This window comes from Bradyrhizobium sp. 134 (assembly GCF_023074155.1).
GTDB lineage: Bacteria > Pseudomonadota > Alphaproteobacteria > Rhizobiales > Xanthobacteraceae > Bradyrhizobium.
This window is the reverse complement of sequence record NZ_JADPKX010000074.1, coordinates 649,644-675,282: the sequence shown is the minus strand read 5'-3', so window position 1 is coordinate 675,282 and position 25,639 is coordinate 649,644. Positions and strand designations below refer to the sequence as shown.

25 protein-coding genes, 1 tRNA gene and 1 pseudogene are annotated in these 25,639 nt (G+C 64.1%); 15 read left to right on the top strand and 12 right to left on the bottom strand.

Annotation, left to right across the window (positions count from 1 at the left end):
* Positions 1–6 precede the first annotated feature (6 nt).
* From fliF to IVA75_RS33365, 4 genes are all read right to left on the bottom strand, one after another.
* Positions 7–1,614, bottom strand: coding sequence for a flagellar basal-body MS-ring/collar protein FliF (fliF, locus tag IVA75_RS33380; protein WP_247287696.1), 1,608 nt, complete (start codon positions 1,612–1,614; stop codon positions 7–9).
* A gap of 192 nt (positions 1,615–1,806) precedes the next feature.
* Positions 1,807–2,082: a DUF1153 domain-containing protein gene (locus IVA75_RS33375; protein WP_002714638.1), complete on the bottom strand. Its 276-nt coding sequence runs from the start codon at positions 2,080–2,082 to the stop codon at positions 1,807–1,809.
* A gap of 373 nt (positions 2,083–2,455) precedes the next feature.
* The gene (locus IVA75_RS33370; protein ID WP_027570434.1) at positions 2,456–3,163 is read right to left on the bottom strand and encodes a flagellar hook capping FlgD N-terminal domain-containing protein; all 708 of its coding nucleotides are present in this window, start codon (positions 3,161–3,163) and stop codon (positions 2,456–2,458) included.
* Positions 3,164–3,176: 13 nt separating this feature from the next.
* On the bottom strand, positions 3,177–4,937 hold the full coding sequence (locus IVA75_RS33365) for a flagellar hook-length control protein FliK (RefSeq protein ID WP_247287698.1): 1,761 nt from the start codon (positions 4,935–4,937) through the stop codon (positions 3,177–3,179).
* A 211-nt stretch (positions 4,938–5,148) separates the two neighbouring features.
* Between IVA75_RS33365 and mnmA the strand changes: the two genes are divergently transcribed.
* The 5 genes from mnmA to IVA75_RS33340 all read left to right on the top strand — a co-directional run bounded on the left by mnmA (position 5,149) and on the right by IVA75_RS33340 (position 8,318).
* Positions 5,149–6,330 carry a tRNA 2-thiouridine(34) synthase MnmA gene (gene mnmA, locus IVA75_RS33360; protein ID WP_027570436.1) on the top strand — a complete coding sequence of 394 codons (1,182 nt, stop codon included), beginning with the start codon at positions 5,149–5,151 and terminating at the stop codon, positions 6,328–6,330.
* Between the two features lie 21 nt (positions 6,331–6,351).
* Positions 6,352–6,990, top strand: coding sequence for a class I SAM-dependent methyltransferase (locus IVA75_RS33355; RefSeq protein WP_247287700.1), 639 nt, complete (start codon positions 6,352–6,354; stop codon positions 6,988–6,990).
* Between the two features lie 45 nt (positions 6,991–7,035).
* Positions 7,036–7,392: a hypothetical protein gene (locus IVA75_RS33350; RefSeq protein ID WP_027570437.1), complete on the top strand. Its 357-nt coding sequence runs from the start codon at positions 7,036–7,038 to the stop codon at positions 7,390–7,392.
* A gap of 326 nt (positions 7,393–7,718) precedes the next feature.
* Positions 7,719–7,795, top strand: a tRNA-Met gene (locus IVA75_RS33345).
* A 253-nt stretch (positions 7,796–8,048) separates the two neighbouring features.
* Positions 8,049–8,318, top strand: a complete 270-nt coding sequence (locus IVA75_RS33340; protein ID WP_018453910.1) for a hypothetical protein — start codon at positions 8,049–8,051, stop codon at positions 8,316–8,318.
* A 102-nt stretch (positions 8,319–8,420) separates the two neighbouring features.
* On the opposite strand, the gene IVA75_RS33335 is transcribed toward IVA75_RS33340, so the two are convergent.
* Both IVA75_RS33335 and IVA75_RS33330 read right to left on the bottom strand, forming a co-directional pair.
* A complete protein-coding gene (locus IVA75_RS33335) occupies positions 8,421–9,149 on the bottom strand; it encodes a DUF72 domain-containing protein (RefSeq protein WP_247287702.1) in 729 nt (242 codons plus the stop codon).
* A gap of 45 nt (positions 9,150–9,194) precedes the next feature.
* On the bottom strand, positions 9,195–10,124 hold the full coding sequence (locus IVA75_RS33330) for a Ku protein (RefSeq protein WP_027570439.1): 930 nt from the start codon (positions 10,122–10,124) through the stop codon (positions 9,195–9,197).
* A gap of 1,072 nt (positions 10,125–11,196) precedes the next feature.
* Between IVA75_RS33330 and IVA75_RS33325 the strand changes: the two are divergent.
* Positions 11,197–11,915: pseudogene (locus IVA75_RS33325) on the top strand (SDR family NAD(P)-dependent oxidoreductase).
* Between the two features lie 45 nt (positions 11,916–11,960).
* On the opposite strand, the gene IVA75_RS33320 reads toward IVA75_RS33325, so the two are convergent.
* A complete protein-coding gene (locus IVA75_RS33320) occupies positions 11,961–12,860 on the bottom strand; it encodes an SMP-30/gluconolactonase/LRE family protein (protein WP_247287703.1) in 900 nt (299 codons plus the stop codon).
* Between the two features lie 33 nt (positions 12,861–12,893).
* Positions 12,894–13,553: an FCD domain-containing protein gene (locus IVA75_RS33315; protein ID WP_247287705.1), complete on the bottom strand. Its 660-nt coding sequence runs from the start codon at positions 13,551–13,553 to the stop codon at positions 12,894–12,896.
* 229 nt (positions 13,554–13,782) lie between these two features.
* Here IVA75_RS33315 and IVA75_RS33310 point away from each other — a divergent pair, with 229 nt between their 5' ends.
* The 7 genes from IVA75_RS33310 to IVA75_RS33280 all read left to right on the top strand — a co-directional run bounded on the left by IVA75_RS33310 (position 13,783) and on the right by IVA75_RS33280 (position 18,970).
* Positions 13,783–14,799, top strand: a complete 1,017-nt coding sequence (locus IVA75_RS33310; protein ID WP_027570442.1) for a TRAP transporter substrate-binding protein — start codon at positions 13,783–13,785, stop codon at positions 14,797–14,799.
* Positions 14,800–14,874: 75 nt separating this feature from the next.
* Positions 14,875–15,384 (top strand): TRAP transporter small permease, encoded by a 510-nt coding sequence (locus IVA75_RS33305; protein WP_247287706.1) that lies wholly within the window; start codon positions 14,875–14,877, stop codon positions 15,382–15,384.
* A 58-nt stretch (positions 15,385–15,442) separates the two neighbouring features.
* Positions 15,443–16,723, top strand: coding sequence for a TRAP transporter large permease subunit (locus tag IVA75_RS33300; protein WP_027570444.1), 1,281 nt, complete (start codon positions 15,443–15,445; stop codon positions 16,721–16,723).
* A gap of 31 nt (positions 16,724–16,754) precedes the next feature.
* Positions 16,755–17,249: a type II 3-dehydroquinate dehydratase gene (locus IVA75_RS33295; RefSeq protein WP_247287709.1), complete on the top strand. Its 495-nt coding sequence runs from the start codon at positions 16,755–16,757 to the stop codon at positions 17,247–17,249.
* A 14-nt stretch (positions 17,250–17,263) separates the two neighbouring features.
* A complete protein-coding gene (locus IVA75_RS33290; RefSeq protein ID WP_247287710.1) occupies positions 17,264–17,920 on the top strand; it encodes a hypothetical protein in 657 nt (218 codons plus the stop codon).
* A 335-nt stretch (positions 17,921–18,255) separates the two neighbouring features.
* Positions 18,256–18,597, top strand: a complete 342-nt coding sequence (locus tag IVA75_RS33285) for a DUF2934 domain-containing protein (RefSeq protein WP_247287711.1) — start codon at positions 18,256–18,258, stop codon at positions 18,595–18,597.
* Positions 18,598–18,682: 85 nt separating this feature from the next.
* Positions 18,683–18,970 carry a DUF2934 domain-containing protein gene (locus tag IVA75_RS33280; protein WP_247287712.1) on the top strand — a complete coding sequence of 96 codons (288 nt, stop codon included), beginning with the start codon at positions 18,683–18,685 and terminating at the stop codon, positions 18,968–18,970.
* Positions 18,971–19,245: 275 nt separating this feature from the next.
* Here the strand turns inward: IVA75_RS33280 and IVA75_RS33275 are convergent, their stop codons facing one another.
* Positions 19,246–19,977: a DUF3750 domain-containing protein gene (locus tag IVA75_RS33275; RefSeq protein WP_247287713.1), complete on the bottom strand. Its 732-nt coding sequence runs from the start codon at positions 19,975–19,977 to the stop codon at positions 19,246–19,248.
* A gap of 121 nt (positions 19,978–20,098) precedes the next feature.
* On the opposite strand from IVA75_RS33275, the gene IVA75_RS33270 reads away from it, so the two are divergent.
* Positions 20,099–20,359 (top strand): hypothetical protein, encoded by a 261-nt coding sequence (locus tag IVA75_RS33270; protein WP_007595982.1) that lies wholly within the window; start codon positions 20,099–20,101, stop codon positions 20,357–20,359.
* A 159-nt stretch (positions 20,360–20,518) separates the two neighbouring features.
* Here IVA75_RS33270 and IVA75_RS33265 read toward each other — a convergent pair whose 3' ends face one another.
* A complete protein-coding gene (locus tag IVA75_RS33265) occupies positions 20,519–20,749 on the bottom strand; it encodes a hypothetical protein (protein ID WP_247287714.1) in 231 nt (76 codons plus the stop codon).
* On the opposite strand from IVA75_RS33265, the gene IVA75_RS33260 reads away from it, so the two are divergent.
* A complete protein-coding gene (locus IVA75_RS33260; protein ID WP_247287715.1) occupies positions 20,748–23,864 on the top strand; it encodes a DEAD/DEAH box helicase in 3,117 nt (1,038 codons plus the stop codon). The two genes, IVA75_RS33265 and IVA75_RS33260, sit on opposite strands and share 2 nt — an antisense overlap.
* Before the next feature lie 3 nt (positions 23,865–23,867).
* Here the strand turns inward: IVA75_RS33260 and IVA75_RS33255 are convergent, their stop codons facing one another.
* Both IVA75_RS33255 and IVA75_RS33250 read right to left on the bottom strand, forming a co-directional pair.
* Positions 23,868–25,139, bottom strand: coding sequence for a DUF892 family protein (locus tag IVA75_RS33255; RefSeq protein WP_027570451.1), 1,272 nt, complete (start codon positions 25,137–25,139; stop codon positions 23,868–23,870).
* Positions 25,140–25,285: 146 nt separating this feature from the next.
* A complete protein-coding gene (locus IVA75_RS33250) occupies positions 25,286–25,579 on the bottom strand; it encodes a hypothetical protein (protein WP_247287716.1) in 294 nt (97 codons plus the stop codon).
* Between the last annotated feature and the right edge of the window lie 60 nt (positions 25,580–25,639).

Genomic DNA, 25,639 nt, shown 5'->3' with positions numbered 1-25,639 from the left:
TCTCGATTATTTCGCGGGTTCGGTCAGCCATTGGCGGATGATGGCGACCGTCTCGTTGGGATTGCGCTCGGCGAGTTCGCCGACGCGATGGACGGATTGGGCATGGACCTGGCCCTGGACGGTGGCGACGTCGATCGCGCTCGCAGCGCCGCTCGGCAGGAGCGGCTGGCTGGCGGGGGCGGCCTCGTCGCTCGCCGGACCGGTGAGGACGCCGGAGATGGCGGCTGCGACTTCGTCCGATGCCAGGATGCGCCTGACCAGCGGCCGGATGACCAGGAACAGCACGACCAGGCCGAGCAGCATCATCACTCCAAGCTCGACGAAGTACATGACGTCGTCCTTGGTGAACTGGAGCATGCCGAGCAAGCCGCTCGGCTCCGCGATCGGGGTGGTGGAGGGGGCGTCGGCAAAGCGCAGATTGACGACCTCGACCTGGTCGCCGCGCTTCTGGTCGAAGCCGATCGCCGAGCGTACCAGCGTGGCGATCCGATCGAGCTGCTCCTTGGTGCGGTCCTGGTAGGCCAGATCGCCCTTCTCGTTCTTGGAGTAGATGCCGTCGACCAGCACCGCGACCGAGATGCGGTTGACCCGGCCGGCCTCGGTCACCTCGGTCTTGGTGGTGCGGGAGATCTCGTAGTTGTTGGTCTCTTCGCTCTTCTTGCTCTGGTCCTTGGCCGCGACGCCGCCGTTCTGCTGATTGCCGGGCAACTCGTTGTTGACGGTGACCTGGCCATTGTTGTCGGCGGTCATGCTCTGCTCTTCGCGGGTTTGGCTCGAGCGCAGCACGCGGCCTTCGGGATCGTACTTGTCCGAGGTCTGGGTGATCTTGTTGAAGTCGAAATCGGCGGAGAGCTGGACCCGGGCGCGTCCCGTGCCCACCACGGAGGAGACGATGTCCTCGACCTGCTTGCGCATCCGCTTCTCGAAGGCGGTGCGGCGCTCGTCGCCGATCTGCTGGTCCGGATCGGTCTGGGCGCCGTCGGCGAGCAGCTGTCCGGTCTCGTCGACGATCGAGACCCGCTGCGGCTTCAGCCCGTTCACGGCCGAGGCGACGAGGTGGCGGATGGCGCGGATCTGCTGGGCTTCCAGCGCGCCGCGGACCCGAACCACGATCGAGGCCGACGGCTCCGGCGCCTCGCGCGAGAACAGCGGGCGCTCGGGCAGCACCAAATGGACGCGGGCGGCCTGGATGCGGTCGATGGCGCGGATGGTGCGGGCGAGCTCGCCTTCCAGCGCGCGGAGATGGTTGATGTTCTGGACGAAAGAGGTGGTGCCGAGCGCATCCGACTTGTCGAACACCTCGTAGCCGACGCCGCCGCCCTTGGGCAGGCCGCCCTCGGCGAGCTTCATCCGCAGGCGGGTGACCTTGTCCTTGGGCACCATGATGATGGTGCCCTCGTTGCGCAGCTCGAACTGGATACCCTGGCGCTCCAGGTCCTTGATGATGCCCGAGGAGTCCTCGACGCTGAGGTCGGTGAACAGCGTCGTCATCTGCGGCGTGGTGACGCGCATGATGACGAACGCAAAGAAGCCGACGAGCGCGGCGGTGACCGCGATCATCGCCCCGAACCGGGCGGCTCCAATACCCTTCAGAAAGTCCGCAAGACCTTGCAAGCAACCGCCCCGACAGATTCGGCTGCTTTCACAGGAAAGGCCGACTGGGCAATTATTGCCTAGGTGATGGTTTCGATATGGTTAACGAAGGTTAAGAGCTGCGACAAAAGTCGCGCCAAAACGAAACATGAAAAAAATCGGCCTCGCAAGGCGAGGCCGATTTTCGTCAAAAGCCGCAGATTTCCGGATTGCCTACTGGCGATATTGTTGGATACGGGTGGTGCGAAGTCCCGCCAGACCATGCTGGTCGATCGAAAACTGCCAGGAGAGGAATTCGTCAACCGTCAGGGTATAACGGCTGCAGGCCTCCTCGAGGGAGAGAAGACCGCCACGGACTGCGGCGACGACCTCGGCCTTGCGGCGGATGACCCAGCGTTTGGTGCCGGGTGCAGGCAGATCCGCAATCGTCAACGGACTACCGTCCGGCCCGATGACGTATTTTACCCTCGGGCGATGGGGTTCTGTCATGGCGTACTCACAAACTCTCAACCACTGAACTCACTCAGGAACCCTACGCGCGCCGGCTTAAAAATCCGCTAAGCCTAAGGCTTCAATACAATTCTCGTTGAAAATGGCTGGAACGCAGCCGTCTCGACCGGCGGGACGGTGCGTCCAGGCGGGCCGAGGGGGGTGTTCGTAAATACTTTACTAACGAACCAGGCCTGCGCGCGACGCTGCAAGGCCCCAATTGTCGTCCTGGCGAACGCCAGGACCCATTACCCCAGGGAGGAGTTGCTACGACGACCCGGGGTCAGGTCCTCGCGCCAAAACGACTTGCGGTGGTTATGCGTCCTGGCTTTCGCCAGGACGACACCGAATATTCAGTCGCGACATTCCGCCTTTAATTGCTGGCCGTCGCGATGATGCTCTTGACCTGGCTCAGGGTGTAGCTGGAGCCGTCGATGGTCAGCAGCGGCGGCGACTGGGTCAGGTCGACGGATGACACCGTGCCCTGCACCTGCGCGGCGATGCCGACATTGTTGTTGGCGACATCCTTGCCCGTGGCCGAGATCGTGTACTTGCCGTCGGGCCATTGCGTGCCGTCATTGCCCATTCCGTTCCAGGTGAACGGGACGTCGGTGCCCGCGCCGGCGGTGTATTTGCCTGTGAACACGGTCTGGCCGCTGGCATTGGCGATGGTGATGTCGACGGTGGCGTCGCTCGGCACGTTGAGATGCCAGGTCGCCGACGAATTCGTCATGGTCCCGGTGGTGCCGTCGACCAGGGCGGTCTTGCCGACGAAGCCAAGCGCCTGGGTCGCCTGCGTGGTCTGTTGCAGGGTGACGAGCTGGGACAGCGAGTCGTTGGTCTTGAGCTGCTGCTCGACGCCGGCGAACTGCACCAGCTGCTGCGTGAACTGGTTGGTATCGAGCGGATCGAGCGGGTTCTGGTTCTGCAGCTGCGTCGTCAGCAGCGTCAGGAAGGTCTGGAAGTTGCCGGCGAGCGTCGCGCCGGTGGTCGAGCCCAGGCCGGGGTTCGACGAGGATTTCGGCAGGTCCGTTGTGCCGGAGACGACGGATGGGGCAGTGGCGGCATTCGTGGTGGTCATGATCGAATACTCCTCACACTCTGATGTCGACGCCGCTGCTCGATCCGAGCATGCGGCCGTAGCTGCGCCCGACCGGGGCCGCGGGAACTGCGTCCTCGTCGCTGACGATCAGCCGGCGGGCGTTGCCGCCATTGTCGTGGTTCTGGCCGGAGTTCTGGCCCGATGAATTCTGATCGCGCAGGCTGAAGGACAGCCCGTTGCTGCCGGTCTTGAGGCCGGCATCGTCGAGCGCGCGCTGCAATTGCGGCGCGTCCTGCCGCAGCATCTGCAGCGTCTCCGGCTTCTCGACGGTGAGATGCGAGGTGACCTGGCCGTTGCGGTCGACATTGATGCGGACGTCGATGCGGCCGAGGTCGAGCGGATCGAGGCTGATGTCGAACCGGGTCTTGCCCGCGCGCGCGGCGGCGACAATTTCGATCGGCACGCCGCTGATCGGTATGGCATTGGCATTCGCCGCGGTCGCCGTGAGCGTCGCGGTCGAAGCGGTCGCGGCCGAAGTGGTATTGGTCAGCGGCGCTTGGATGGCGGAGGCCGCCTGCGCGCTGGCGTCGGTGGTGGGGATAGCGGCCTGCATGCCCGCGTGGGCATGCGGTGTTGCCGCCGCCGGTGCGGCATCGGCGGTGCGGTCGGAAGTCCCTGCCTTGGTGTCGGCCGCGTTCGCGTCGATCGGCGGCTTGTCGGCTTGCGGATGCGCTGTGGTGGCGGAGGCTGCCGTCGCCGAGGTCTGCGCGGCGTTCGCCTTGCTGGTGTCCTGACCGATATTGGAGACGTCGCTCGCGCCTTGCGCAGTGGCTGCGGCCTTGAACGAGGTTTTTGGCGTGCCCTGGTCGACGGCGGCGATCAGGGCGCCATTGGTCTTGGCATCGGTCGCGGTCGAATCGGTCGTGCCGGTCGCGGCATCGGCCAGCGTCACCGAGGTGTCGGCATCGACCTTGGCGCTCGCGGTCTTGGCGCTCTTGTCGCCCGGCGTCGCGGTATCGGTCTTGGTGCCGGCGATCTGCGCCGTGATGGATGCGCTGGCGGCGATGCCGGCGGCGGCAATCGTCAGCGGCGAGGAGGCGGGGCCGGCGGCCTGGTTCGCGGTCGCGTTGGGATCGACCGGCACGGCCACCACGAGTGCATTCGGATCGGGCACGGCGGCCTGCGTCGCGTCAATCTGCGCGGCGGCCGCGGTATCGACGGCGGCGGCGAGGCCATCGGTGCCGTCGGCCTTGTCCGCTTTGGTCTCGTCGGACTTGTCCGCAGACTTGTCGGCCGATTTGGCGTCGGACGCCTTCGGCTTGTCCTTGGTCTTGCTATCAGCCTTGGCCGCATCGGCGGTCGAGTCGTTCTTGGCGTCGCTCTTGGCGGACGCGGAATTGTCGGCGTCGTCGCTGGCCTTGCTCTGCGAGAACTGGTCGCTCGCCGCGCGATCGCGCGGGCTCTTGTCCGAGGCGGAGGACGATGAATCCGGCCGCCGCGGGGTGTCCTGTGCGGAGGACGCCGGGCTGTCGTTGATCGCCTGGGTGTTGCTGTCCACCAGCGAGCCGAAGGAATCGTTTGCGGAGCTGTCTTTCGGGGCTTGCGACCGGGCAGGCTTTTGCTGCGCACTCTGCACTTGCACGCTTGCCGCTACATCCGACGTACGACCGACCACAGGCAACCCCTTGGAAACATCTTCGCCATGAAAGGTAGCAAGGAGCGGGCCATCTTTGCGCGATGAAGTTTTATCGAGACAAATCAATACCTTGGCGAATTTGCGCCTCCGCCGCGAGGCCTCTCGAAGCCCCACCATTTCTGCCTCCCCGGCAAGAATTGCCGTAAACCATGCGGGGTCCGTGATTGCTTCACCGGAAGGCCGCCTATATTAAAGAGACAGCTCTCAGCCGCTTTCGACCGGGCAGGCCGCGCCATTCGGGAACTCTCAGTTCCCGCGGGTCGCCGTTGTCCCGCCGGAAGCACCCAGCGGATCGCCCAACGCCGCCGTCCACAACGCTTTAAGGCCCATGCTCAACAGTCTGGATCTCGAAGGCCGTCCTGAGGATACCAGGGTCGTCGTTGCCATGTCGGGCGGCGTCGATTCCTCGACGACGGCTGCGCTTTTGAAGGCGGAAGGCTACGACGTCGTCGGCATCACGCTGCAGCTCTATGACCACGGCGCGGCCACCCATCGCAAGGGCGCCTGCTGCGCCGGCCAGGACATCCACGACGCCCGCGACGTCGCGGCCAAGCTCGGCATTCCCCATTACGTGCTCGACTACGAGGACCGCTTTCGCGAGTCCGTCATCGACAATTTCGCCGACAGCTACGCGCTCGGCGAGACGCCGGTGCCGTGCATCGAGTGCAACCGCTCGGTCAAGTTTCGCGACCTCTTGAAGACCGCGCGCGAACTCGGCGCCACCGCGCTCGCCACCGGCCATTACGTCGCCTCGCGCCGCCGCGCCGACGGCTCGCGCGCGCTGGTGTGTGCCGCCGACGCCGATCGCGACCAGAGCTACTTCCTGTTCGCGACCACGCAGGAGCAGCTCGATTATCTGCGCTTTCCGCTCGGCGACATGACCAAGCCCGAGACGCGCGAGCTGGCGCGGCGCTTCGGTCTCGCGGTTGCCGACAAGCACGACAGCCAGGACATCTGCTTCGTGCCCACCGGCCGCTACACCGACATCATCACCCGCCTGCGGCCGAACGCGATGGACCCCGGCGACATCGTCGATCTCGACGGCCGCGTGCTCGGCCGGCACAACGGCATCGCCAATTTCACCATCGGCCAGCGCCGCGGCCTCGGCATCGCAGCCGCCGCACCGCTGTTCGTGGTGCGGCTGGAGGCCGCCAACCGCCGCGTCGTCGTCGGCCCGCGTGAGGCGCTGAAGATGCACCGCATCGTGTTGCGCGACGTTAACTGGATCGGCGATGGCGACATCGACCGCGCCATCGGCAATGGGCTCGAAATGTTCGTGCGCGTGCGCTCGACCCGCGCGCCGCAGCCGGCGTGGCTGCGCGGCGCGAACGGCCATTACGAGGTCGAGCTCGTCGCCGGCGAAGAGGGCGTTTCGCCGGGACAGGCCTGCGTGTTTTACGACGCACCTGGCGGTCAGGCCCGCGTGCTCGGCGGCGGCTTCATTCAAAGCGCCGCCGCGAAGGCCGCAAGCAGCACGACGAGGCCGCTCGCAGAAGCGGTCCGCGGCTAAAAAAATATATAGGGCAGGGGCATGGCAGCAGACATCTCGCGGGCCGGGGTCGAGAAGGCCTATGGCCGCTGGGCGCCGGTCTATGATCTCGTGTTCGGCAAGGTGTTCGACGCCGGAAGGCAGTCGACCATCGCCGAGGCCGACCGCATCGGCGGCCGCATCCTCGACGTCGGCGTCGGCACCGGCCTCTCGCTGTCGGATTACGCGCGCACCACAAAAATCTGCGGCGTCGACATCTCCGAGCCGATGCTGCGCAAGGCGCAATCGCGCGTGCGGAGCTTGCGGCTGTCCAATGTCGAGGTGCTCTCGGTGATGGACGCGAAGAACCTCGCCTTCCCCGAAAACTTCTTCGACGCGGTGGTCGCGCAATACGTCATCACCGCGGTGCCCGATCCCGAAGGCACGCTCGACGAGTTCGTGCGCGTCTTGAAGCCCGGCGGCGAGCTGATCCTGGTCAACCACATCGGCGCGGAAAAGGGTTTTCGCAAACTCTCCGAGCTCGCGTTTGCGCCCCTGGCTCGCCGTCTCGGCTGGCGCCCGGAGTTTCCGTGGGCCCGCCTGGTCGACTGGGCCGCAAAACACGGCGGCGTCACGCTGGCCGAGCGCCGCCCGATGCCGCCGATGGGGCATTTTTCGCTGATCCGCTACCTCAAATCGTAATGTTCGGGGGTGGGAACAGGGCGTACGCCCCGGCGTTTCCCTCCCATGCGCACCACATCAAACATCATTCTGGCCAGCCTCCTGATCGCCGCCTCCGGCAGCGCGATCGCGCAGGCCCCGCCCGCCCCGGCGACGCCGCCGCAACAAACCGCGCCGCCATCCCCGCAGCACGCCACCGGTTGTACGCCGCAGGACCGGCCGAACCGCTCAACCGACGGCACCACCACCGGCCAGTCCCGGGAACCGCTCGGCGACAAATTGGCAAAATCGGACGGCGTGCTCTGCCCGCCCTCAGGCGTCGACCCCGAGATGCACGCCCCGGCGCCCAGCACGAACGGCGCCATGCCGGTCATCCCGCCGCCCGGCAGCCCCGGCGGCGACCCGACGGTACGGCCGAAATAGCTGTCGCGCCGAAGCCTTGGCGTAGGCGGAGCCTGTTCCGCATCCCAATCTCGCCGTCATGCCCGGGCTCGTCCCGGGCATCCACGTTCTTGTGGCCGCGCGACGGCCGTGGATGGCCGGGACAAGCCCGGCCATGACGGATTCAGCGCCAAAAGGCCCAAATCCCCGCCGACATGTCCCGCCGAAGCTTTAGCGAAGGCGGAAGCCTTGGCGAAGGCGGAAGCTTTAGCCAAAGCGGAAGCAAACTCGGATTGACAGCCCGCCGCCCCCTTCCTTATATGCCGCGCGTTCGCGAGATCGGCCTGTTTCGGCCCTCGCGACCCTGTGGCGGGGTAGCTCAGCTGGTTAGAGCACGGGAATCATAATCCTGGGGTCGGGGGTTCGAGTCCCTCTCCCGCTACCAAAAAAATCAACGCGATATCCAAGGCTCGGGAGCCGTCGTGTCCGGCCTGCCACCTTGAGAGAGCTCTAGGCTCCATTCGCGACCCTGCAGAAGCACTGGGCGCGCCTCATGCCGGCGCCGGCAGTCGGCTTGTGCACAGAGCCGCGGAACAAGGGGACAAAACCTCAGCTCTGCCGAGTACGAATCCCTGCTGCGTGCTAACCGCCGGAACGATAAGACGGGCCGAGGATTCGTTCCGGCAGGAGCAAGCTCGATGCTGATGACGAAGGAAAGACGACCGGCGATCCGAACGCTGCGCGGATGGGCGCTCAGCGTGCTGCAGGAAGCGGGCGCCATCCACGAATGCGAGGAGCACGGCTGGGCGAAGGACCGGGCCGACCCGCATGCGCGCGAGCATGCATTGGATATAGCCAGGCAGGAGCCACCCGAGGGCTTGTCTCCGGATCAGGCCGTCGGGCAAGTGCGCGAGGTTTTGCATTCGATCGGCGATACGTGCCCGGAGTGCCCGCCACGTCCCGATTAGGTCCCCTGCGCTGTCGCGCCGCTCGGATCGCGTGCGAGCCTCAAAGGCCTTCGACAAGGGTGGAGGACGTGAGGGATATGAGCGGACTTGCTAAAAGGCCCTTCAAGCGAGCAAGTCTAGTGCGTTCTCGATCGCTGCCCCGGCGGCGGTGTTGTCGAAGATGCACCAGGTCTCACTAGATGACGACGCAGCACCGAGCCGCACCTTCAGCGATCGCAGGAACGCCCCGTCGTAAGCGGAGTAGTAAATGCGCGGCGCTCCATGCAGTCGAAAATAGCGCAAGCCCGGCCACCCGCCCGGCAGGTCGGCATCGGGCACCCGCGCCGGATCCGCGGCGACGCGGGCAATCCGACGTTCCCTGAGCCAGGCGCCGACCTCGGACGTAAACCAGCTGACGTGACGCGGCTCGCAAGCGAGAGCGGCTGAGGTCCTTTCCTGCAGTGCGCGGAACAGGAACTCCGCATCGGACTCAACGAACATTTTACGAGGCGCAAACTGAACGAGCAAAACCCCGAGCTTCGCACCAAGTCCGGCGCTCTCTTCGACGAACCGATCGAGTTCACCCTGCGCAAGCTGCGACGAGTGAGTAACAGACTTCGGGACCTTTACCGAAAAGCGGAAATCATCTGGCGTCGCGTTCGCCCACTTCTCATAGGTCGAACGCCGGTGCGGCTTGTGAAATGATGAGTTGATCTCGGTGGCGTTCAATACCCGCGCGTAGCGTTCAAGCTGGCTACCTACCCCGCCAACTCTTTCCTTCCAGACTCGCGGAACATTCCATCCCGCTGTGCCGAGCCGCAGCTCAGCCTTGACATGCGCGGCCTCTTCCATGTCAGTCCGTAACTGGCATCGGACATCACCGGATGTTTCACAATCTCACGCCGACTTCCGCCGCGTCCCTGCTGTCGGCTTCTTCGCCGTCGCTTCCTTAGCCAGCTTCTTACCGGCGATCGGCATCAGCATCTCCTTCTGAGCCGCGGCAGCCTTCTTCGTCTTCTTGGCAGGCTTTTTTGGAGCCTCGGTCTTTGCTGCTGCCCCGCCGACGCTCTTGCGTAGCGCGTCCATCAGATCGACGACGTTCTCGCCTTTCGGCCGATCCTTCGGCACGATCGGCTTGCCGGCGCGCTTCTGGTTGATGAGCTCGATCAGCGCGCTTTCATAATGGTCCTCGAACTTCTCCGGCTCGAATGATCCAGCCTTCTGGTTCACGATGTGCCTGGCCAGATCGAGCATGTCCTTCGTCACTTTGACGTCCTGGATCTCGTCGAAGTATTCCTGCTCGCTACGAACCTCGTAGGGATACCGCAGCAAGGTGCCGACCAGACCCTTGTCCATCGGCTCGAGCGCAATGATGTGCTCTCGGTTGGTGAGCACCACGCGCCCGATCGCAACCTTGTTCATCTCGCGGATGGTCTCGCGGATGACCGCGAAGGCGTCGTGGCCGACTTTTCCGTCCGGACGGATGTAGTAGGGGCGAATTAGGTAGCGCGGATCGATGTCGGCCTTGTCTACGAACTCGTCGATCTCGATGGTCCGCGTGGATTCCAGCGCGATCTCCTCAAGCTCCTCCTTGGTCACCTCGATGAACTGGTCCTTCTCGAGCTGGTAGCCCTTGACAATGTCCTCGTTGGGCACCTCGTCGCCGGTCTCGGCGTCGACTTTCAGGTACTTGATCCGATGACCGGTCTGACGGTTGAGCTGGTTGAAGGAGATCTTCTCGCTCTCCGACGTAGCTGGGTAGAGCGCCACGGGACAGGTGACCAACGAGAGACGCAAAAAGCCTTTCCAGTTCGCGCGGGGGGCCATGGTACGCAACACTCCATTGCGGGGACTTGGACTCAAGACGAACGGCGGGCCGCAGTTCCGACATCACCCGCAGGTGTCCACCGCAAATTGATGCCACGTCCCGGCCAAGCGGCCTGAATATATGGCGGGCGGTCATGACTCATACGGACAAAATAAGAACATACGCCGGTGACCCAACCCATGGCAGATCCTCGGTCATTAGACCTTTGTGGATCAGCCAATCCGTTGCTCTAAGGGGAGCGGCAACCCAGCCCGTCGGGCAAAACACCCGCCATCCCCCGTCAACCCCTCCCCGCAAAATATTCCACTTTGCCGAAATTCGGAAATAGCGTATGTGTCGGCCATCCCGGCTCATCCTTAGAGGGGCGATCTCGTTGTCGTCTTGATTGCGAGTCGGCTTGCGATGGACGTGGCAGCGTCGGCACGAGATGGTGCGGGCAGGGCGGGTAGTCCCTGTGAGCCCGCAACCGCGTGCGGACGAGCGGCGCTGCTAGGCTTAGTCTCGTCTGTAAGTTTCCGGCTCCGTCGACTGGGCCGGGAAAACTGCGGTGAAATGGCGGGCCGTGCGTACGGCAAAACCGTGTGGTCCTGGCCGTCGTTGCTACGGTCAAGCTGTCGCGGAGGTGTGTGCGAGCCCAACCGGGCGGACAGCATCATCCAAATTCGCGAGGCGAGGGAGGCCAAAAGGAAAGTTCGGCTCCCGGGAGAGCACGGCATAAGCCGTCCAACCATCGCGCAGGGAAGGCCGAGTGATTGGCTACACCTGTATGCTGCTGTGCGGTTCTTTTGCGCTACATCTTCGCGCAGCGGACCGCGGGTGCCAGCCGGCACCCGGCCTTCCCTGCGCCCTCTTGGACAAAAGGGTGGAATGACCAGGCAAAGCTCGGGCGAAACGCGCTGCGAGAACGAGAACTCATGTCCGCTGTTGAAAGATCAGTCGCATCATTTCCCGGGATACGTCGAACGGCGCTCGCGCTACGCGGCCATCTCAGGCGGCCCTGCGGCGGCCCTGCGGCGGGCCTTCGCCTTCGTCTTTGCCTCTGTTTTGCCGTCGGCTTCTCCGGCGCCGCCGATGGCGAATTGCGTCGAGCTCCGGGGCCGGGGTGGGTATGAACCTGAGATTGAAAAGAAGTTCGCCTCCGAGGGCTTTACGGTGTTTGCGGGACGCCGCGACGGCGCCAAGCTCGAACCGCTCGTCAAGGAGATCGAGCAGGCCGGCGGCGAAATTCACGCGCGCGCCCTCGATGCGCGCAAGGAAGACCAGATCATCTCGTTTCTCGGCGACGCCGACAAGCACGCGCCGCTCTGGTTTGCATCTTCAACGTCGGCGCCAACGTCAACTTTCCCCTTCTCGACACGACCGAACGGGTGTTCCGCAAGGTCTGGGAAATGGCTTGCTATTCCGGCTTCCTCGCCGGCCGCGAGGCCGCGCGCCTGATGCTGCCCCGTGGCCAGGGCAACTTCACCGGTGCGACGGCGAGCTTGCGCGGCGGAAGCGGCTATGCGGCCTTCGCCAGCGCCAAGTTCGGTCTGCGGGCGGTCGCGCAAGCCGCGGCGCGCGAATTGGGCCCGAAGCGCATTCACGTGGCGCATCTGATCATCGATTCCGGCGTCGACACGGAATGGGTCCGGCAGCGGCGGATCGAGGCGCTCGGTCCGAACGCGCTGGATAATCCCGACCTCCTAATGCCGCCATCGTCGGTCGCCGGATCCTACTGGATGCTCTATCAGCAACCCAAGAGCGCCTGGACCTTCGAGCTGGAGATTCGTCCCTTCGGCGAGAAATTGTAGCGGAGCCGGTTCACGATGGCCCGTGCACGGGTTCAGAATGAAGGTTCAGGATGAATTGCCGAAGCGGTGTTCTGGAAGTCCCTGTGCGATGCCATCAATGGCCAGAACATGACCTGCCTGGGGTTCGCGGCTCAGTTGCTCGCGATCCAGAAACTTTCTGGCCGTCGTCACGAACAAGGTCTTCAGATCGGTTCCGCCGAAGCACACGCAGGTCGGATTGATCGCCGGCACCGGAATGACGGTGTCGATCCGGCCGTCCGGCCGATAGCGTATCACCCGACCGCCGGAGAAGAATGCGGTCCACAGTCCGCCCGCGACGTCGATACACGCGCCGTCGGGCCTCTCCCCGGAGGTGCTGTAATCCGCGAACAGCCGTCTGTTGCCAATCACGCCGTCATCGAGATCGAAGTCGAACTGCCAGGTTCGGTATCGCCTCGTATCGGTGAAATAGAGCGTGCGATTGTCGGGTGAGAACGCGATGCCGTTCGTCACGATGACATCGCCGAACATGCGCGCCGTCCGGCCGTCCGCGTCCACGCGATACAGCGCCCCGTTCGGTCGATGCAGCTGGTTGTCCATGGTGCCGATCCATAGCCGGCCCCGCGCATCGACGCGCCCGTCGTTCAGGCGGTTGTCGGGGCCGCTTTCGACCTCGCAGAGCTGAGCTGGAGGACCGTCATTGGACGCGCGGCGATAAAGTCCCAGATCCTGCGCGAGCAGGTGGGAGCCATCCGCCGTCAGAGCCTGACTGCCGAGGAAGTTGCATGCGTACGGAACAACCTGATGAGCGCCTGTCGCCGGATCGAACGATTGATGCAGCCGCCGGTCGATGTCGACCCACCACAGCTTGCGGGATCGGTCGCACCACAACGGCGTCTCGCCGAGGACATCGTCGGCGGCGACCGCGGTCTCGACCCGATGTGCGGGGATCATGTCGGTGGCCATCCCGATATCCGATTCCAGCCGCGAGCCGGGCGATCAGTCCTCGTTCCAGGAGGCGAGGGCGTGCGCGACGCAACCGTTGATGTGCTCGGTGAGGACGGCTTTGGCGCTCTTGATGTCGCGCTTGAGCGCACATTCCAGCAGCGCCTTGTGCTGGTTGATCGTCTCCGCACCACGGTAGCGCAGCGCATAGCGGAAATATTTGTCGAACACGACCGCGTGGGTCTGCATCAGCTCGCGCGAACCGCAGCTCGAGATCAGCGCCTGGTGGAATTCGCCGTCGTAGCGTTTGCGCAGCTCGGGATCGTCGCCCTCCTTGAGGACGGTCCGTTCGGTCGCCGCCAGCTTGTGATGCGCCGACACCACGCGGCCTTCCCACTCCACGTCGCCGGCGCGGAACGACTCGGCCATCGCATGATGCTCCAGCAGGATGCGCAGACCGGCGAGCTCACGCAGGTTCTGGATGGAGATCGGCGCCACCTCGAAGCCGCGCTGGCCCTCGGCGACCACAAAACCCTCGGAGGTCAGACGATTGAGGATCTCGCGCAGTGTGCTGACGCTGAGGCCGTAATCTTCCTTCATGGCATCGAGCTTGAGGCGTCCGGATGGCGTGAGCACTCCGAAAATGATGTCGGCCCGGATGCGCTGATAGCCACTGTCGCCCGCGGACAGGGGCCGTTCCTCGAGTGACGTCATGCCTTCTGATCCCACCTGTCGCGATCGGTCAGCCACTTCGGAGGCGGCCGAACCATCAGTGTTGCCAGCAATATAGCAGATTTCAAATGTCGGACGTACAGTAAATCATCATATGAAATAGATATCATCATTTGACATAGAAATGTATGTGTGATGTCTAAATGGACTGAGGTGCGAAAAATGATGGCTTAAGCCGCCGTTCGCGCCCGTTCGAACAGGGAGGAAAACGATGAGCTTGCTGGTACGGGCGCTGTCTGCGACGGCGATCTGCGTGGCGCTGACGGTCGGCGCATCCGCTCAGGACGTTCAGGAGCGCACGATCAGGTGGGGACACCTGAACAACACCGATCACCCCGTCAGCTTTGGCGTGCAGAAATTCGCCGAGATCCTGCTGGCGAAGAGCGGGGGCAAGATGAAGGTCCGCGAGTTCGCGGCCTCACAGCTCGGCAACGAGTTGCAGCAGCAATCCGCGCTGCGCGGCGGCACCCAGGAGATGCTCTCGGCCTCGACGACATCACTTGCCACCGTCGTTCCGGAATTCGGTCTGATCGATTTCCCGTTCCTGTTCAACACGACCGAGCAGGCCGATGCTCTCGCGACCGGAAAATTCGGCAAGGCGATGATGGATACGCTGCCGTCGAAGGGGCTTATTGGCCTCGGATATTGGGGCCTGGGCTTCCGCAACGTCACGAACAGCACCCGTCCGATCACCAAGCTCGAGGACTTCAGCGGCCTCAAGCTTCGTGTGATTCCGAATCCGGTCTATCTCGAAAGCTTCAGTGCCTTTAAGGCAAATCCGGTCCCGATGGCTTTCGGTGAGCTGTATTCGGCGCTCGAGACCCGCACCGTCGACGGCCAGGAGAATCCCTACACGGTCATTCTCTCGAACAAGTTCTATGAAGTGCAGAAGTACGTTTCCGCCACGAATCACACTTTCACCCTGAACATCATCCTGGTGAGTAAGATCTTCTGGGACAAGCTGTCGCCAACCGAGCAGGGCCTGATGCGCGAAGCCTATGAAGAAAGCCGCGGCTATCAGAAGGAGCAGACCCGCCTTCAGACCGACAAGGCTCTGGCGGAGCTGCAGGCCAAGGGCATGCAGTACAACGCGATCGCTCCTGAAGAAACGGAGCGCATGCGGAAGGCAGCGCAGCCGGTTGCGGACAAGACGTCGGCCAGCCTTCGTCCCGAGACGGTGAAGCTCTTCAACGAAGAGGTCGAGCGCATCCGCAAGGACGTGAAGTAGTCGACTTCTGCTGTCACGCAGGCGTCGGAGTCGGCCAGTGGCCGGCTCCGCCCCTCATTTGTCCGGACGTCACGCATGGCGCGAGCTCTCGACCTCTATTGCACGTTCCTGAAGGCCGTCATTGCCGCGTGCCTCGCGGTGATGGTGGTCCTGGTCTTCGGCAATGTCGTCCTGCGCTACGGCTTCAACTCCGGAATCACGATTTCCGAAGAGTTGTCGCGCTGGCTGCTGGTCTGGTTGACCTTCCTGGGCGCAATCGTCGCGCTTCGCGAGCACGCCCATCTCGGCGTCGACAGCCTCGTCCGGATGCTGCCGGCCTCTGGCAAGCGCATATGCTTCGTTATCAACTATTGCCTGATGCTGTTTGCCGACTGGCTGCTGCTGTCGGGAAGCTGGCGCCAGACCATCATCAACATTGACGATCGCGCGCCGGCGACCGGTCTCTCGATGGCCATCTTTTACGCGGTCGGCGTGATTTTCGGCGCGTCGGCCGCAGTCATCCTTCTCTACGACCTCGTCCGCGTGCTCACTGGACAGGCGAGCGAATCCGACATGGTGGCCGTCAAGGAATCGGAAGAGCACTGATGTCTCATCGAACCGTGCCAGGCGGCGTCCACATCCAGCAGTCCACCGGGATCGCGTCATGACGATCGCCGTCTTCACCTTCTCGCTGCTGGGCGCCATGGCGCTGGGCATGCCGATCGCCTTTGCGTTGATCGTCTGCGGCGTGGCCCTGATGAGCACGATCGACATGTTCGACGCCCAGATCGTGGCGCAGAATGTCATCAACGGCGCCGACAGCTTTCCGCTGATGGCGATTCCCTTCTTCATGCTCGCGGGCGAGATCATGAACAAGGGAGGGCTGGCCAAGCGTATCGTGAATGTCGCGCTGGTCGCGGTCGGGCATTTCCGTGGCGGGCTCGGCTATGTCACGATCCTTGCCTCCTGCATCCTCGCGTCGCTGTCCGGCTCGGCGGCTGCAGACGCAGCGGCGCTCGCGTCCCTTCTGGTGCCCATGATGGTGGCGGCGGGGCACAAGAAGTCCTATGCAGCGGGCCTCGTGGCGGCGGGCGGCATCATTGCTCCCGTCATCCCGCCCAGCATAGGCTTCGTCATCTTCGGCGTCGCCGCGGGCGTCTCGATCTCGAAACTGTTTTTGGCTGGCATCGTGCCCGGACTGCTGCTCGGCGCAGGGCTCTGTCTGGCCTGGGCGTGGGTGGTGCGGAAAGAGAACCTGACGCCGCCGCCACGGGCCTCGTGGTCCGAGATCGTCAAAGCCGTCGTCGACGGCTTCTGGGCGTTGATGCTGCCGGTCATCATCGTCGTCGGCCTGCGCTTCGGCATCTTCACGCCGACGGAAGCCGCAGTGGTCGTCGCCGTCTATTCGCTGTTCGTCGCGACCTGCGTCTACCGCGAGCTGAAACTGTCGCAGCTCTACGCGATCTTCGTCTCCTCTGCCGTGACGACGAGCATCGTCATGTTCCTGGTCGCTGCGGCGCTGGTATCGTCCTGGCTCATCACCGTGTCCGAGATATCCGCGCAGGTCGTAACCCTGCTGAAGCCCTTCATGGGCAACAACACGCTGCTGATGCTCGCGATCATGGTTGTGGTTGTCATTGTGGGGACGGCGCTCGACATGACACCGACGATCCTCATTCTCACGCCGATCCTGATGCCGATCGTCAAGGCGGCGGGCATCGACCCCGTCTATTTCGGCGTGCTCTTCATCATCAACAATGCGATCGGCCTGATCACGCCACCGGTGGGCATCGTGCTCAATGTCGTCTGCGGCGTCTCCAGGATCAGCATGGAGGATATCATCAAGGGCGTCTGGCCCTTCATGATCGCGCAACTGATCGTCCTGTTCGCGATGGTGCTATTCCCGGGACTGGTGACGATCCCGGCCAAATGGTTTGCCGGCTAGACGCGTCGGCACAAAAGAAGGACAAACGAAAATGGCCGCAAGGATCATGATCCTCAACGGACCCAATCTCAATTTCCTCGGCATCCGCGAGCCCCACATCTACGGTTCGACGACGCTTGAGCAGATCGAGGCGAGCTGCAAGGCGCTGGCCGATCAGCTCGGAGTTTCGACGTCGTTCCATCAAACGAACATGGAGGGCGAGCTCGTCAGCCTGATCCAGTCCGCCCATGGCAACGCGGATGCCATCATCATGAATCCCGCAGCCTATTCGTTCACCTCGATCGCGCTGATCGATGCGCTGAAGATTTTCGAGGGCGTGAAGATCGAGGTGCATATCTCGAACATCCACGCGCGCGACGAGCTGCACCGCCATTCGATCACGTCGAGTGCCTGCACGGCGGTCATTTGCGGTCTCGGTCCATATGGCTATCTCGCCGCGATGCTCGCGGTCGTCCAACGGTTGGGGCAATTGCCTGCGACCATCGCACCGGCTCTGCACGGGCTTGCGGCCGGCGGCAAGGCGTAAGCATGGAGGGCGCAATGCGCGGCACGGGATTTCTTGCCATCTGGAGCGACGTCGAGGCTCACGACCTGACCGACTACCGGCACTGGCTGACGCGTGAGCACACGACCGAGCGCGTGACCACGAAGGGCTTCCTGGCATCGCGTGTCTTCCGCGCGGCAAGGCACGACATCGACCGCTTCTTCATTCTGTATGAGCTGGAGACGCCGGAGGTCCTCGACGGCGAGGCCTATCTGGCGCGCCTCAACGCACCGACGCCGTGGTCCCAGCGCATCATGCCGAAGCTCGGCAATTTCATGCGGGGCGGCGGTGTCATGAGCGCGCGGAAAGGGCGGGGCGAAGGCGCATCAATCGTGGCGCTTCGGATCGACACGTTGCCGAAAGATCCCCAAGGTCTGGCTCAGGCGCTCGTTGCATGCGACGGGGTTGCCGCCGTACAGATCGGCGCGACTGACGAGGCGCGGACGTCGGTGCCGACGACCGAGAAGGGCATGCGGAAGAACGAGGGCTTCTTCGCGGGGCTTTTGCTGATCGAGGCGCTCGACTTCGCCTCGTTGCAGGCTGCCTTGCAGCGGGCGAGCGAGCTTGCGCCCGACGTCATGGCCGGGGCGAGCGAGCCGGAAGTTTATCAAAGCATGTTTGCGCTCGACGCCCGCATCGCGGATTTCGGTTGACGACAACGTTCTCGCTGGCCGCGCTGACCTGCTCGAGCTCGCGCTGCCTGCTGCTCGACGCCAGATTGGTTTGAATTGCTGGCTGACGTGGCATCCCGATACCCGCGGAACGCGCCGCGTCGGGAGTGCACCGCTTCATCGCGGGGTCCGCAAAAGGCGGCGACGGCGGCTTCGTTCGAGCTCGCGTGATCGCCGCTCCGAACTAGGAACTCTTGCGCACCATCGAGGCTTGACTCAGCGGGCCAGCGTCGCCGCCGATTTGCTGGCCTGCACGGCCCCGCCTCCAAGCCCCCATACCCCCCAGGGTGGGGCCGTGTCTCTTCGCAGGAGATGCAATGCCTGAGCCGACCGATCACGACATCAGAGAACGCGCGCACCGCTTGTGGGAGCAGGCGGGCAAGCCGGAAGGCCGCGAGGAAGAGTTCTGGCACGCGGCCGAGCAGGAGTTGCAACGAGGACAAGTCGAACCCAATGCGAACGCCGGATACGCTGTGACCAACAAGAGATGCCCATTCTGCTATGGTCTGGGATGGGTCTGCGAAAACCATCCGCTCCGCGCCTGGAGCGAGGAATTGGGCGGCTGCCGCTGCGGCGAGGGCATGCCCTGCACTTGCAACACGACGGAAGATCCTGAAACAAGGGTGGTGATCGTCGAAGCGGACACGATCTGGCATTGAGGGGAACGGAGTCTTCGAGAAGGAATTGAGATTCCGGGCAGCACGGGCTGCACGCAGGCCGCCCGTGGCTACGGCGGGGTTTGCGGTGGACGAGCGGCAAAAGATAGAGCACCAGATCGAACTCGCAACGCGAGCGGCTGCGCTCGTCAAAGACGAAACCACCGTCCAGCGATTCAAGAACTTCGCCGAGGAGCTTAAGCAAAAGCTGCTTCGCATGATGCGGCGCGGCAAGGTACGAGCGCGCGCGTACGAACTCTGGGAGCAGGCCGGTCGCCCGGTCGATCGGGACGTGGAGTTTTGGCTCGAGGCCGAACGGCAGATCGAAGAAGAGCGCGATCAGCGGAGGCTCTCGGATCCCTCAGACAAACGATAGAAGTTCCGGTAGCCACATCGGCAGCACACAAGCTTCGGCCGCGTTCCGCGGACAGAGAAAAAGCCGCCGAGTTCTTCACCCTGGCGGCCTCAAAAGTTCGTAGCTGTTGGTCGCCTCTCCAGCCTGGTGCGTACCGCCGTTACCTTGTTTGCGGCCATGCAAGATCATTCTAGGCCGAGGCGCTCGATTCTGCTGTGACCTGAAGCACACATTGAAAGGGTGATATCGGGAAGCTTGCGAGGGCACCGACTTTGATGGGACTGCTCCGTCATGCTTTACGCGCCGGCCGCGACACCCAGGCGGCCGATGCCTGGAAGCTTCAGCGCGGGGCGGCGGATGTCGAGGCCGAGCACCGCGCCGAGGAAATTGATCTCGACCCCTTCGACCCAGCCGATGGTCATGCCGAGATAGCCCGACAGCGAGGCGTAGAGCCCGGTGCCGGACGCCGTGATGCCGGCCCAGCGTCCGCTGTAGGGAAAGTCCTTGCCGATGGCGGTCGGCGGCAGCACCGCGCGCAGCTCGGGAACGGCGTCCAGCGCGGCCTGCACGAATGTGTTGGAATTCGGTCCCGGCCAGGCACTGTAGTCGCCATAGGCGCGGAACTTGTAATTCTCGATGACGGAACGGATCTTGGGAATTAGCGCTTCGGCCCGCGCGCCGTCGACGGCGACGACGGTTTCCGGGAGGGCGCCGAACCAGCGGCCGTCGGGGGCAAAGCCGTTGCTGCGAATCGGGTCGCCCCAGGCCGTGTAGTCGTATCGGCTGTAAGTGGCGGCGCCCTTCTCCTTGACGACGATCCAGGTGTGGACGGCAAAAATACTGCGCCAGCGCACCGTGCGCGCGGCGAACACGCGGATCAGCGCGTCGGGATTGGCGGATGCGGGCGGCAGCAGGCCGGCGCTGGAGCGATCCGCCGTCTGCCAATTGCCGCGGCCGTCGCCGCGCAAATAATAGCGGCCGGCCGACACGCCGATCGGCAGGAAGATCAGCAGCAGGAACAGAATCAAGGATTTCCTCAAAGGCCAACGGCGGTCAGGCGGGACGATGTCACCAATATAGTTCGCAAGGCACGCGGCGCCAGCGCTCTCCTGCTCTTGCATTCGGGTGGTGCGGCCATATGTTGCGTCCATGAGGAAGTTGTCGCTCGTCGAGGACCAGGCCATCCAGGCGCGAATCGCGTACATCGCGGGCGCCGAGATTTTCGATCGCCTCTTCGCCGGCATCCGGTTCGACGAAATCGACGGCAATCTGCTGTTTGCCATTGCCAGCGACGAAGACTGCGCAGCCGAGATCGAGGACGAGTTCTCGCACCAGCTCGCTGTGGTCGCAACGCATATCCTCGCGCAGAGCGTGGACGTGGTCGTGGTGCTGCCGAAGGTCCTGCAATAGCTGCCTGCCGGTTAGCCTTATGCCCGTTCAGGCCGCTTGCCTTTACCCCCTGTCTCTGCTTTTCAACGCAATTGCAAAATTGTAATGACGTCATTGGGCGCTCAGGCCCGAGGCGCGTTATCGACGGAGCTCGACGGGAGGGCTCGTCCTCGCTCGCCTCTATTTGCGAAACAAAGTTGGATACACATTGGCGCCCACCAGGAAAGCCCGGGCCACGACCGGCGCGATAAAGACAAAAAGCAAGAGCTCGAAAAGCAAAGGCTCGACAAGCAAGAGCGCGAAAAGCAAGAGTTCGAAGAGCACGAGTTCGAAAAGCACGAGCTCGACAAGCAAGCGCCCGGACAAGAGCGCCTCGCGTTCCGCGGTCGCCTCCTCATCGCCGCTCGGCATGCTGGCGCTGCATCTGCTCGATCACTGGGAGAAGTCCGGCCGCGACGGCCTCGTCTTCCTCTGCGATGACGAGAGCAGGGCAGAGCGGCTGGGCGGCGTAATCCACGCCCTCGATCCCTGGGTCGACGTGCTGGTGTTTCCGCGCCTGAACACGCTGCCCTTCGACGGCCTCGAGCCCTCCCGCGAGATCGCGGGCCGGCGCAGCTCGGTGCTGCGGCGTCTTGCCAAGGCAAAGAAACCCGTCTTCCTGGTGTCGACCGCAGAAGCGATCATGGAACGGCTGCCGCTGCCGGCGAGCTGGTCGCGGTCGAGCCTCACGCTGAAGGTGGGCGCACCCTATTCCGGGCCCGAGCTGGAGACGCGGCTGGAAGCTCTTGGCTACGATCTCGACGAAGAGGCGGAGTATCCGGGCGGCGTCCTGTTCCATGGCAAGACGTTCGAAGTGTTTCCCGCCGGCGCGCTCGCTCCCTTCCGGATCGAGCATTCCGGAGACACGATCCGCAAGATCGTCGCGGTCGATCCGATCGAGCACGAGGTCGTCTACGAGACCGCTGAATTGATCATCGATCCCATGTCCGAACGGATCGCGCTGGGAGCTACGCGCGGACAACGGGCGACGCTACCTGATTATTGCAGCCGCGCGCGATGGATCGCGGATGCCGGGGTATCGACTCACGCCGAGAGCTGGCTGGGCACGATCGAGGACGCCGCCGGCCGCAGGGACGCGGAGCGCGAGTATCTGGGGCAGGCGGACTGGAAGCAGCTGAAGAAGCGCATCAGCGTGCTGCCGCGCAAGGCCGCCTTCATCTCGACGCCGGAGTTCTCGAAGCTGGCTTCGCCGCGCAAGGCGCTTCGCGCCTTTGTCGCCGATATGCAGCGCGGCGGATCGCGGCTGCTGTTCGTCGCCGCCGTCGAGGATGACCTTCGCGCGATGGAGCGCATGAGCGGCATCAAAGCGGAGCGCCTGGCCGATTGGAGCGAGGTGACGAAGGCACGGAGCCGCGAAAGCGCGCTGCTGGCCGATTTCGACGCGGGGTTCATTGGCGCCGGCCGCAAGCCGCTTGTCGTCGTGACCGCGTCCGACGTGCTCGGCAGCAGGGCCCATCATCCCCAGCCGATGGCGCGCGCCTGGAACCCGGCGTTCGATCATCCCGACGTGCCCGAAAAGGGCGCCGCCATTGTCCATCTGCAACGCGGGCTCGCCGTGCTCGACGGCTTGCAGACCCTGGACATGGGCAAGGGATCGCGACGCGAGATGATCAGGCTCAAATTCGCGGGCGACAATGCCGTGCTCGTACCGCCGTCCGATCTCGCGGTGATCTGGCCTTATGCCGGCGAGCCTGGCAAGCTGACGCTGGACAAGGCGGACGGCAGCAGCTGGTGGGCGCGGCGCACCGAGGCGGAAGCGGAAATCCAGGCCGCCGCCAAGGCGCTCGCCAAACACATCAGCCAGCGCCTCCGCCGTCGCGCACCCAAACTGGTGCCGCCGGGGCCGGCTTACGAAAAATTCGTCGCACGGTTCCCCTATTTCACAACAGTGGACCAGGGCCAAGCGATTCAAGACGTCCTCGACGATCTTGCGGCGGGCCATCCCATGGACAGGGTGATCTGCGGTGACGTCGGCTTCGGCAAGACCGAGGTCGCGCTGCGGGCGGCGGCCGCCGTGGCGCTGTCGGGCAAGCAGGTGGCGATCGCGGCGCCGACCACAGTGCTGGCGCGGCAGCATGTCGAAACCTTCCGCAAACGGTTCGGCCCTCTCGGCATCGAGGTGGGAAGCCTCTCGCGGGCCAGTTCAGGCCCGGAGACGCGAGAGACCAAGGAGGGGCTGCGGCGCGGCACGTTGAAAGTCGTGGTCGGCACGCAGGCGCTTGCGGCAAAGGACGTGAAGTTCGCCGATCTTGGCCTCGTCATCATCGACGAAGAGCAGCATTTCGGGGCGGCGGAGAAGGCGAAGCTTTCAGGGCTCGCCAAGGGGGCTCATTCGCTGTGGATGAGCGCCACGCCGATTCCGCGCACGCTCGCGGCGGGACTTGCCGGCTTCAGGGATCTTAGCGTGATTGCCTCGCCGCCGGTTCATCGCCTTCCCATCGTGACCAGGATCGCGCCGCTGTCGGACGCTGCCATTGCCGCCGCGCTGCTCCGCGAGCGCAGGCGGCATGGTCAGAGCTTCCTGATCTGCCCGCGCATCCAGGATCTGGAGCCGATGCTGGCCCGTGTGCAATCGGTGGCGCCGGAGCTGCGCATCGTCTGTCTTCACGGCAGACTGCCCGTGGACGAGATCGACGACCGCATGATGAGTTTCGTCGATGGCGAGGCGGATGTGCTGCTGGCGACCAATATCGTGGAAAGCGGTCTCGATATTCCACGCGCGAACACCATCGTGGTGTGCTGGCCCGAAAAGTTCGGGCTTGCACAGCTGCATCAGCTCAGGGGACGGGTGGGACGCGGCGGCACGCGCGCGTTTGCTCATTTGCTGACGGAATCGACCTCGGAGCAGTCCGAGAAACGTCTGGCGGTGCTGGAGGAGTTCAGCAAGCCGGGTGCCGGCTTTGCGATCAGCGAGCGCGACCTCGACCTCAGGGGCGCCGGCGATCTGTTTTCGGAACAGCAGTCCGGCCACGTCCAGGTGTTCGGACCCGTGCTCTACAGTCATCTGCTGAAGCGGGCGTCCGAGCGAGGCAGCGATACCGGCGCCGATCTGTGGGTCCCCGATCTCAATATGCCGTTGGCCGACATGCTGCCTGAAGGCTACGTGCAATCGGAAGCGGTCCGGCTCGAGATCTATGGCCGCGCTGCCAGGTGCCGAAGCGACGACGATCTGGAAGACCTGGAGGAGGAGATCTCGCGTCGTTTCGGCAGGCTGCCGCCGGAGGCCCGCGACTTCTTCGCATCCGCCAGGCTCCGGATCGATTGCAAGCGGCGCGGCATCGTCAGGCTCGATGTCGGTCCCGAGGCCGTCGCGGCGACGTTCCTGCCGGGGCGGCTGCCGAAATCGAGGGCGAAGTCGGATGGCCGATTACTGCAGCGCGACGGCGACCGCGTCGTCTACGCCGGTCGCCGTGATCAGGACCCGTTCAGGCGCGTCGAGGAATTCCTCGAACTCCTCGACGCCTGAGGATTATTCCGTCTGCTCGACCGCCGCCGGCATCTTGGCCACCGACATCAGCGAGCGGGCCACCTGGTTGAGGAGCTGATCGGCGTTCTCCTCCTCCGCGAGCGATTTCGACAGCAGGGCGACGATCGCACTGTGGCGCAGCTGCTGGGCGAGGTTGCGCGCAGTAGTGTAGCCTGCGATCTCGTAATGCTCGACGCGTTGCGCTGCGCCGATCAGGGCGAGGTCGGCCGCCGCGTCCTCCTTGTCCTCGCCCTCGGCCATGACTTCCTGGCCCTCCTCGACCAAGCCCATCATGCCCTTGCAGGGCTTGGCGCGGGCGGATTTACCGAGCATTTCGAAGCATTCGTTGATGCGCTCGACCTGCGCTTCGGTCTCGGCGAGGTGCTGCTCGAACAGCTCGCGCAACTGGTCGAAGCGGGCGGCCTCCGCCATCTTGGGAAGCGCCTTGGTCAATTGCTTCTCGGCATGCAGGATATCGCGCAGCTCGTTGATGAGCAGATCGCCCAGACCGGCTTCGTCAGCGGGTGGCGAACTCTCGGTGACGATGGCCGAGGCCGGACCCGGTTCGCCCGCCTGAATCGCCGGCGACTCCGTGAAGACCCAGTCGCCGCCCTCGTTCCACGGTCCGCGCGTGTCGATCTCGCCATGATCACCGGCGCCGGTAGAATCGTTGAAGAACTGATCCACGAGGCCGGGCGTCGGGGCGATGCGGCCGATGCTGAACGCCGGCTTGCCCATGCTCTCGAGCGCGAGCGCGAACGCCTTCATGTGCGTGATCTCGCGGGTCATCAGGAACTGCAGCGCGTCCTTGCTGCCGGCGTCGTCGCAGAAATTGATCAGCCGCTCGTAGACGATCTTGGCCCGCGCCTCTGCGGCGATGTTGCTGCGCAGATCGACGTCGAGCTCGCCGGTGATCTTCAGGTAGTCGGCGGTCCAGGCATTGCCCTGGGAGTTGAAGAGATTGACCCCGCCGCCGCCGGCGATGGCGATGAGGGGATCGGCTTCGGCAGCCTGGCGGTCGAATTTCGACGGCTTGAGATGCATCCGCGCCAGCGTGCCGACCACTTCCAGATGGCTGAGCTCTTCGGTGCCGATGTCCATCAGCAGGTCCTTGCGATCGGGATCCTCGCAGTTCAATCCCTGGATAGAGTACTGCATCGCGGCAGCGAGCTCGCCATTGGCGCCGCCGAACTGCTCCAGCAGCATGTTGCCGAAGCGGGGATCCGGCTCGTCGACACGCACGGTGAACATCAGCTTCTTGACATGGTGATACATGGAAGGACTCTCGGATTGGAAGGACAGGAAAGAAGATGTCTTCCGAACGGGCGGCTTCAGCGTTCGTTCCTCGCGAAACGACCTGCGCCGATGATGTCAGGCGCAGGTCGTTCGAAGTCGATCGGCAGGATTTCGGGCGGGTTCGTTCAGCGTTGATCCGGACGCTTGGCAGGCGGCCCGCTCTTGTTGCCCGGTGCGCCCTGAATATGCGCCGGATCCTGCGATTGCACGGCGGTGTTGCCAGTGGAGCTCGTCGAGCTCGATCCGACGGTCTCACCAGGCTTGGCGGTCGGCCCGTTCTTGTTGCCGGGCTGTCCGGCAATGCCGGCTCCCGAATTCTGTGCGCTCGGCGCGGACGAAACGTCAGGCTTGCTGGCCTGCGCCCAGGCTGCTGCAGGCAGCGCGAAAGCGGCGAGGATAACGGCACCTGTGAACTTCATCTCGGTGTTCTCCGACTGATGCCCCATCTACTCGAACGCCGGTGACCTGCGGGCGTTCCC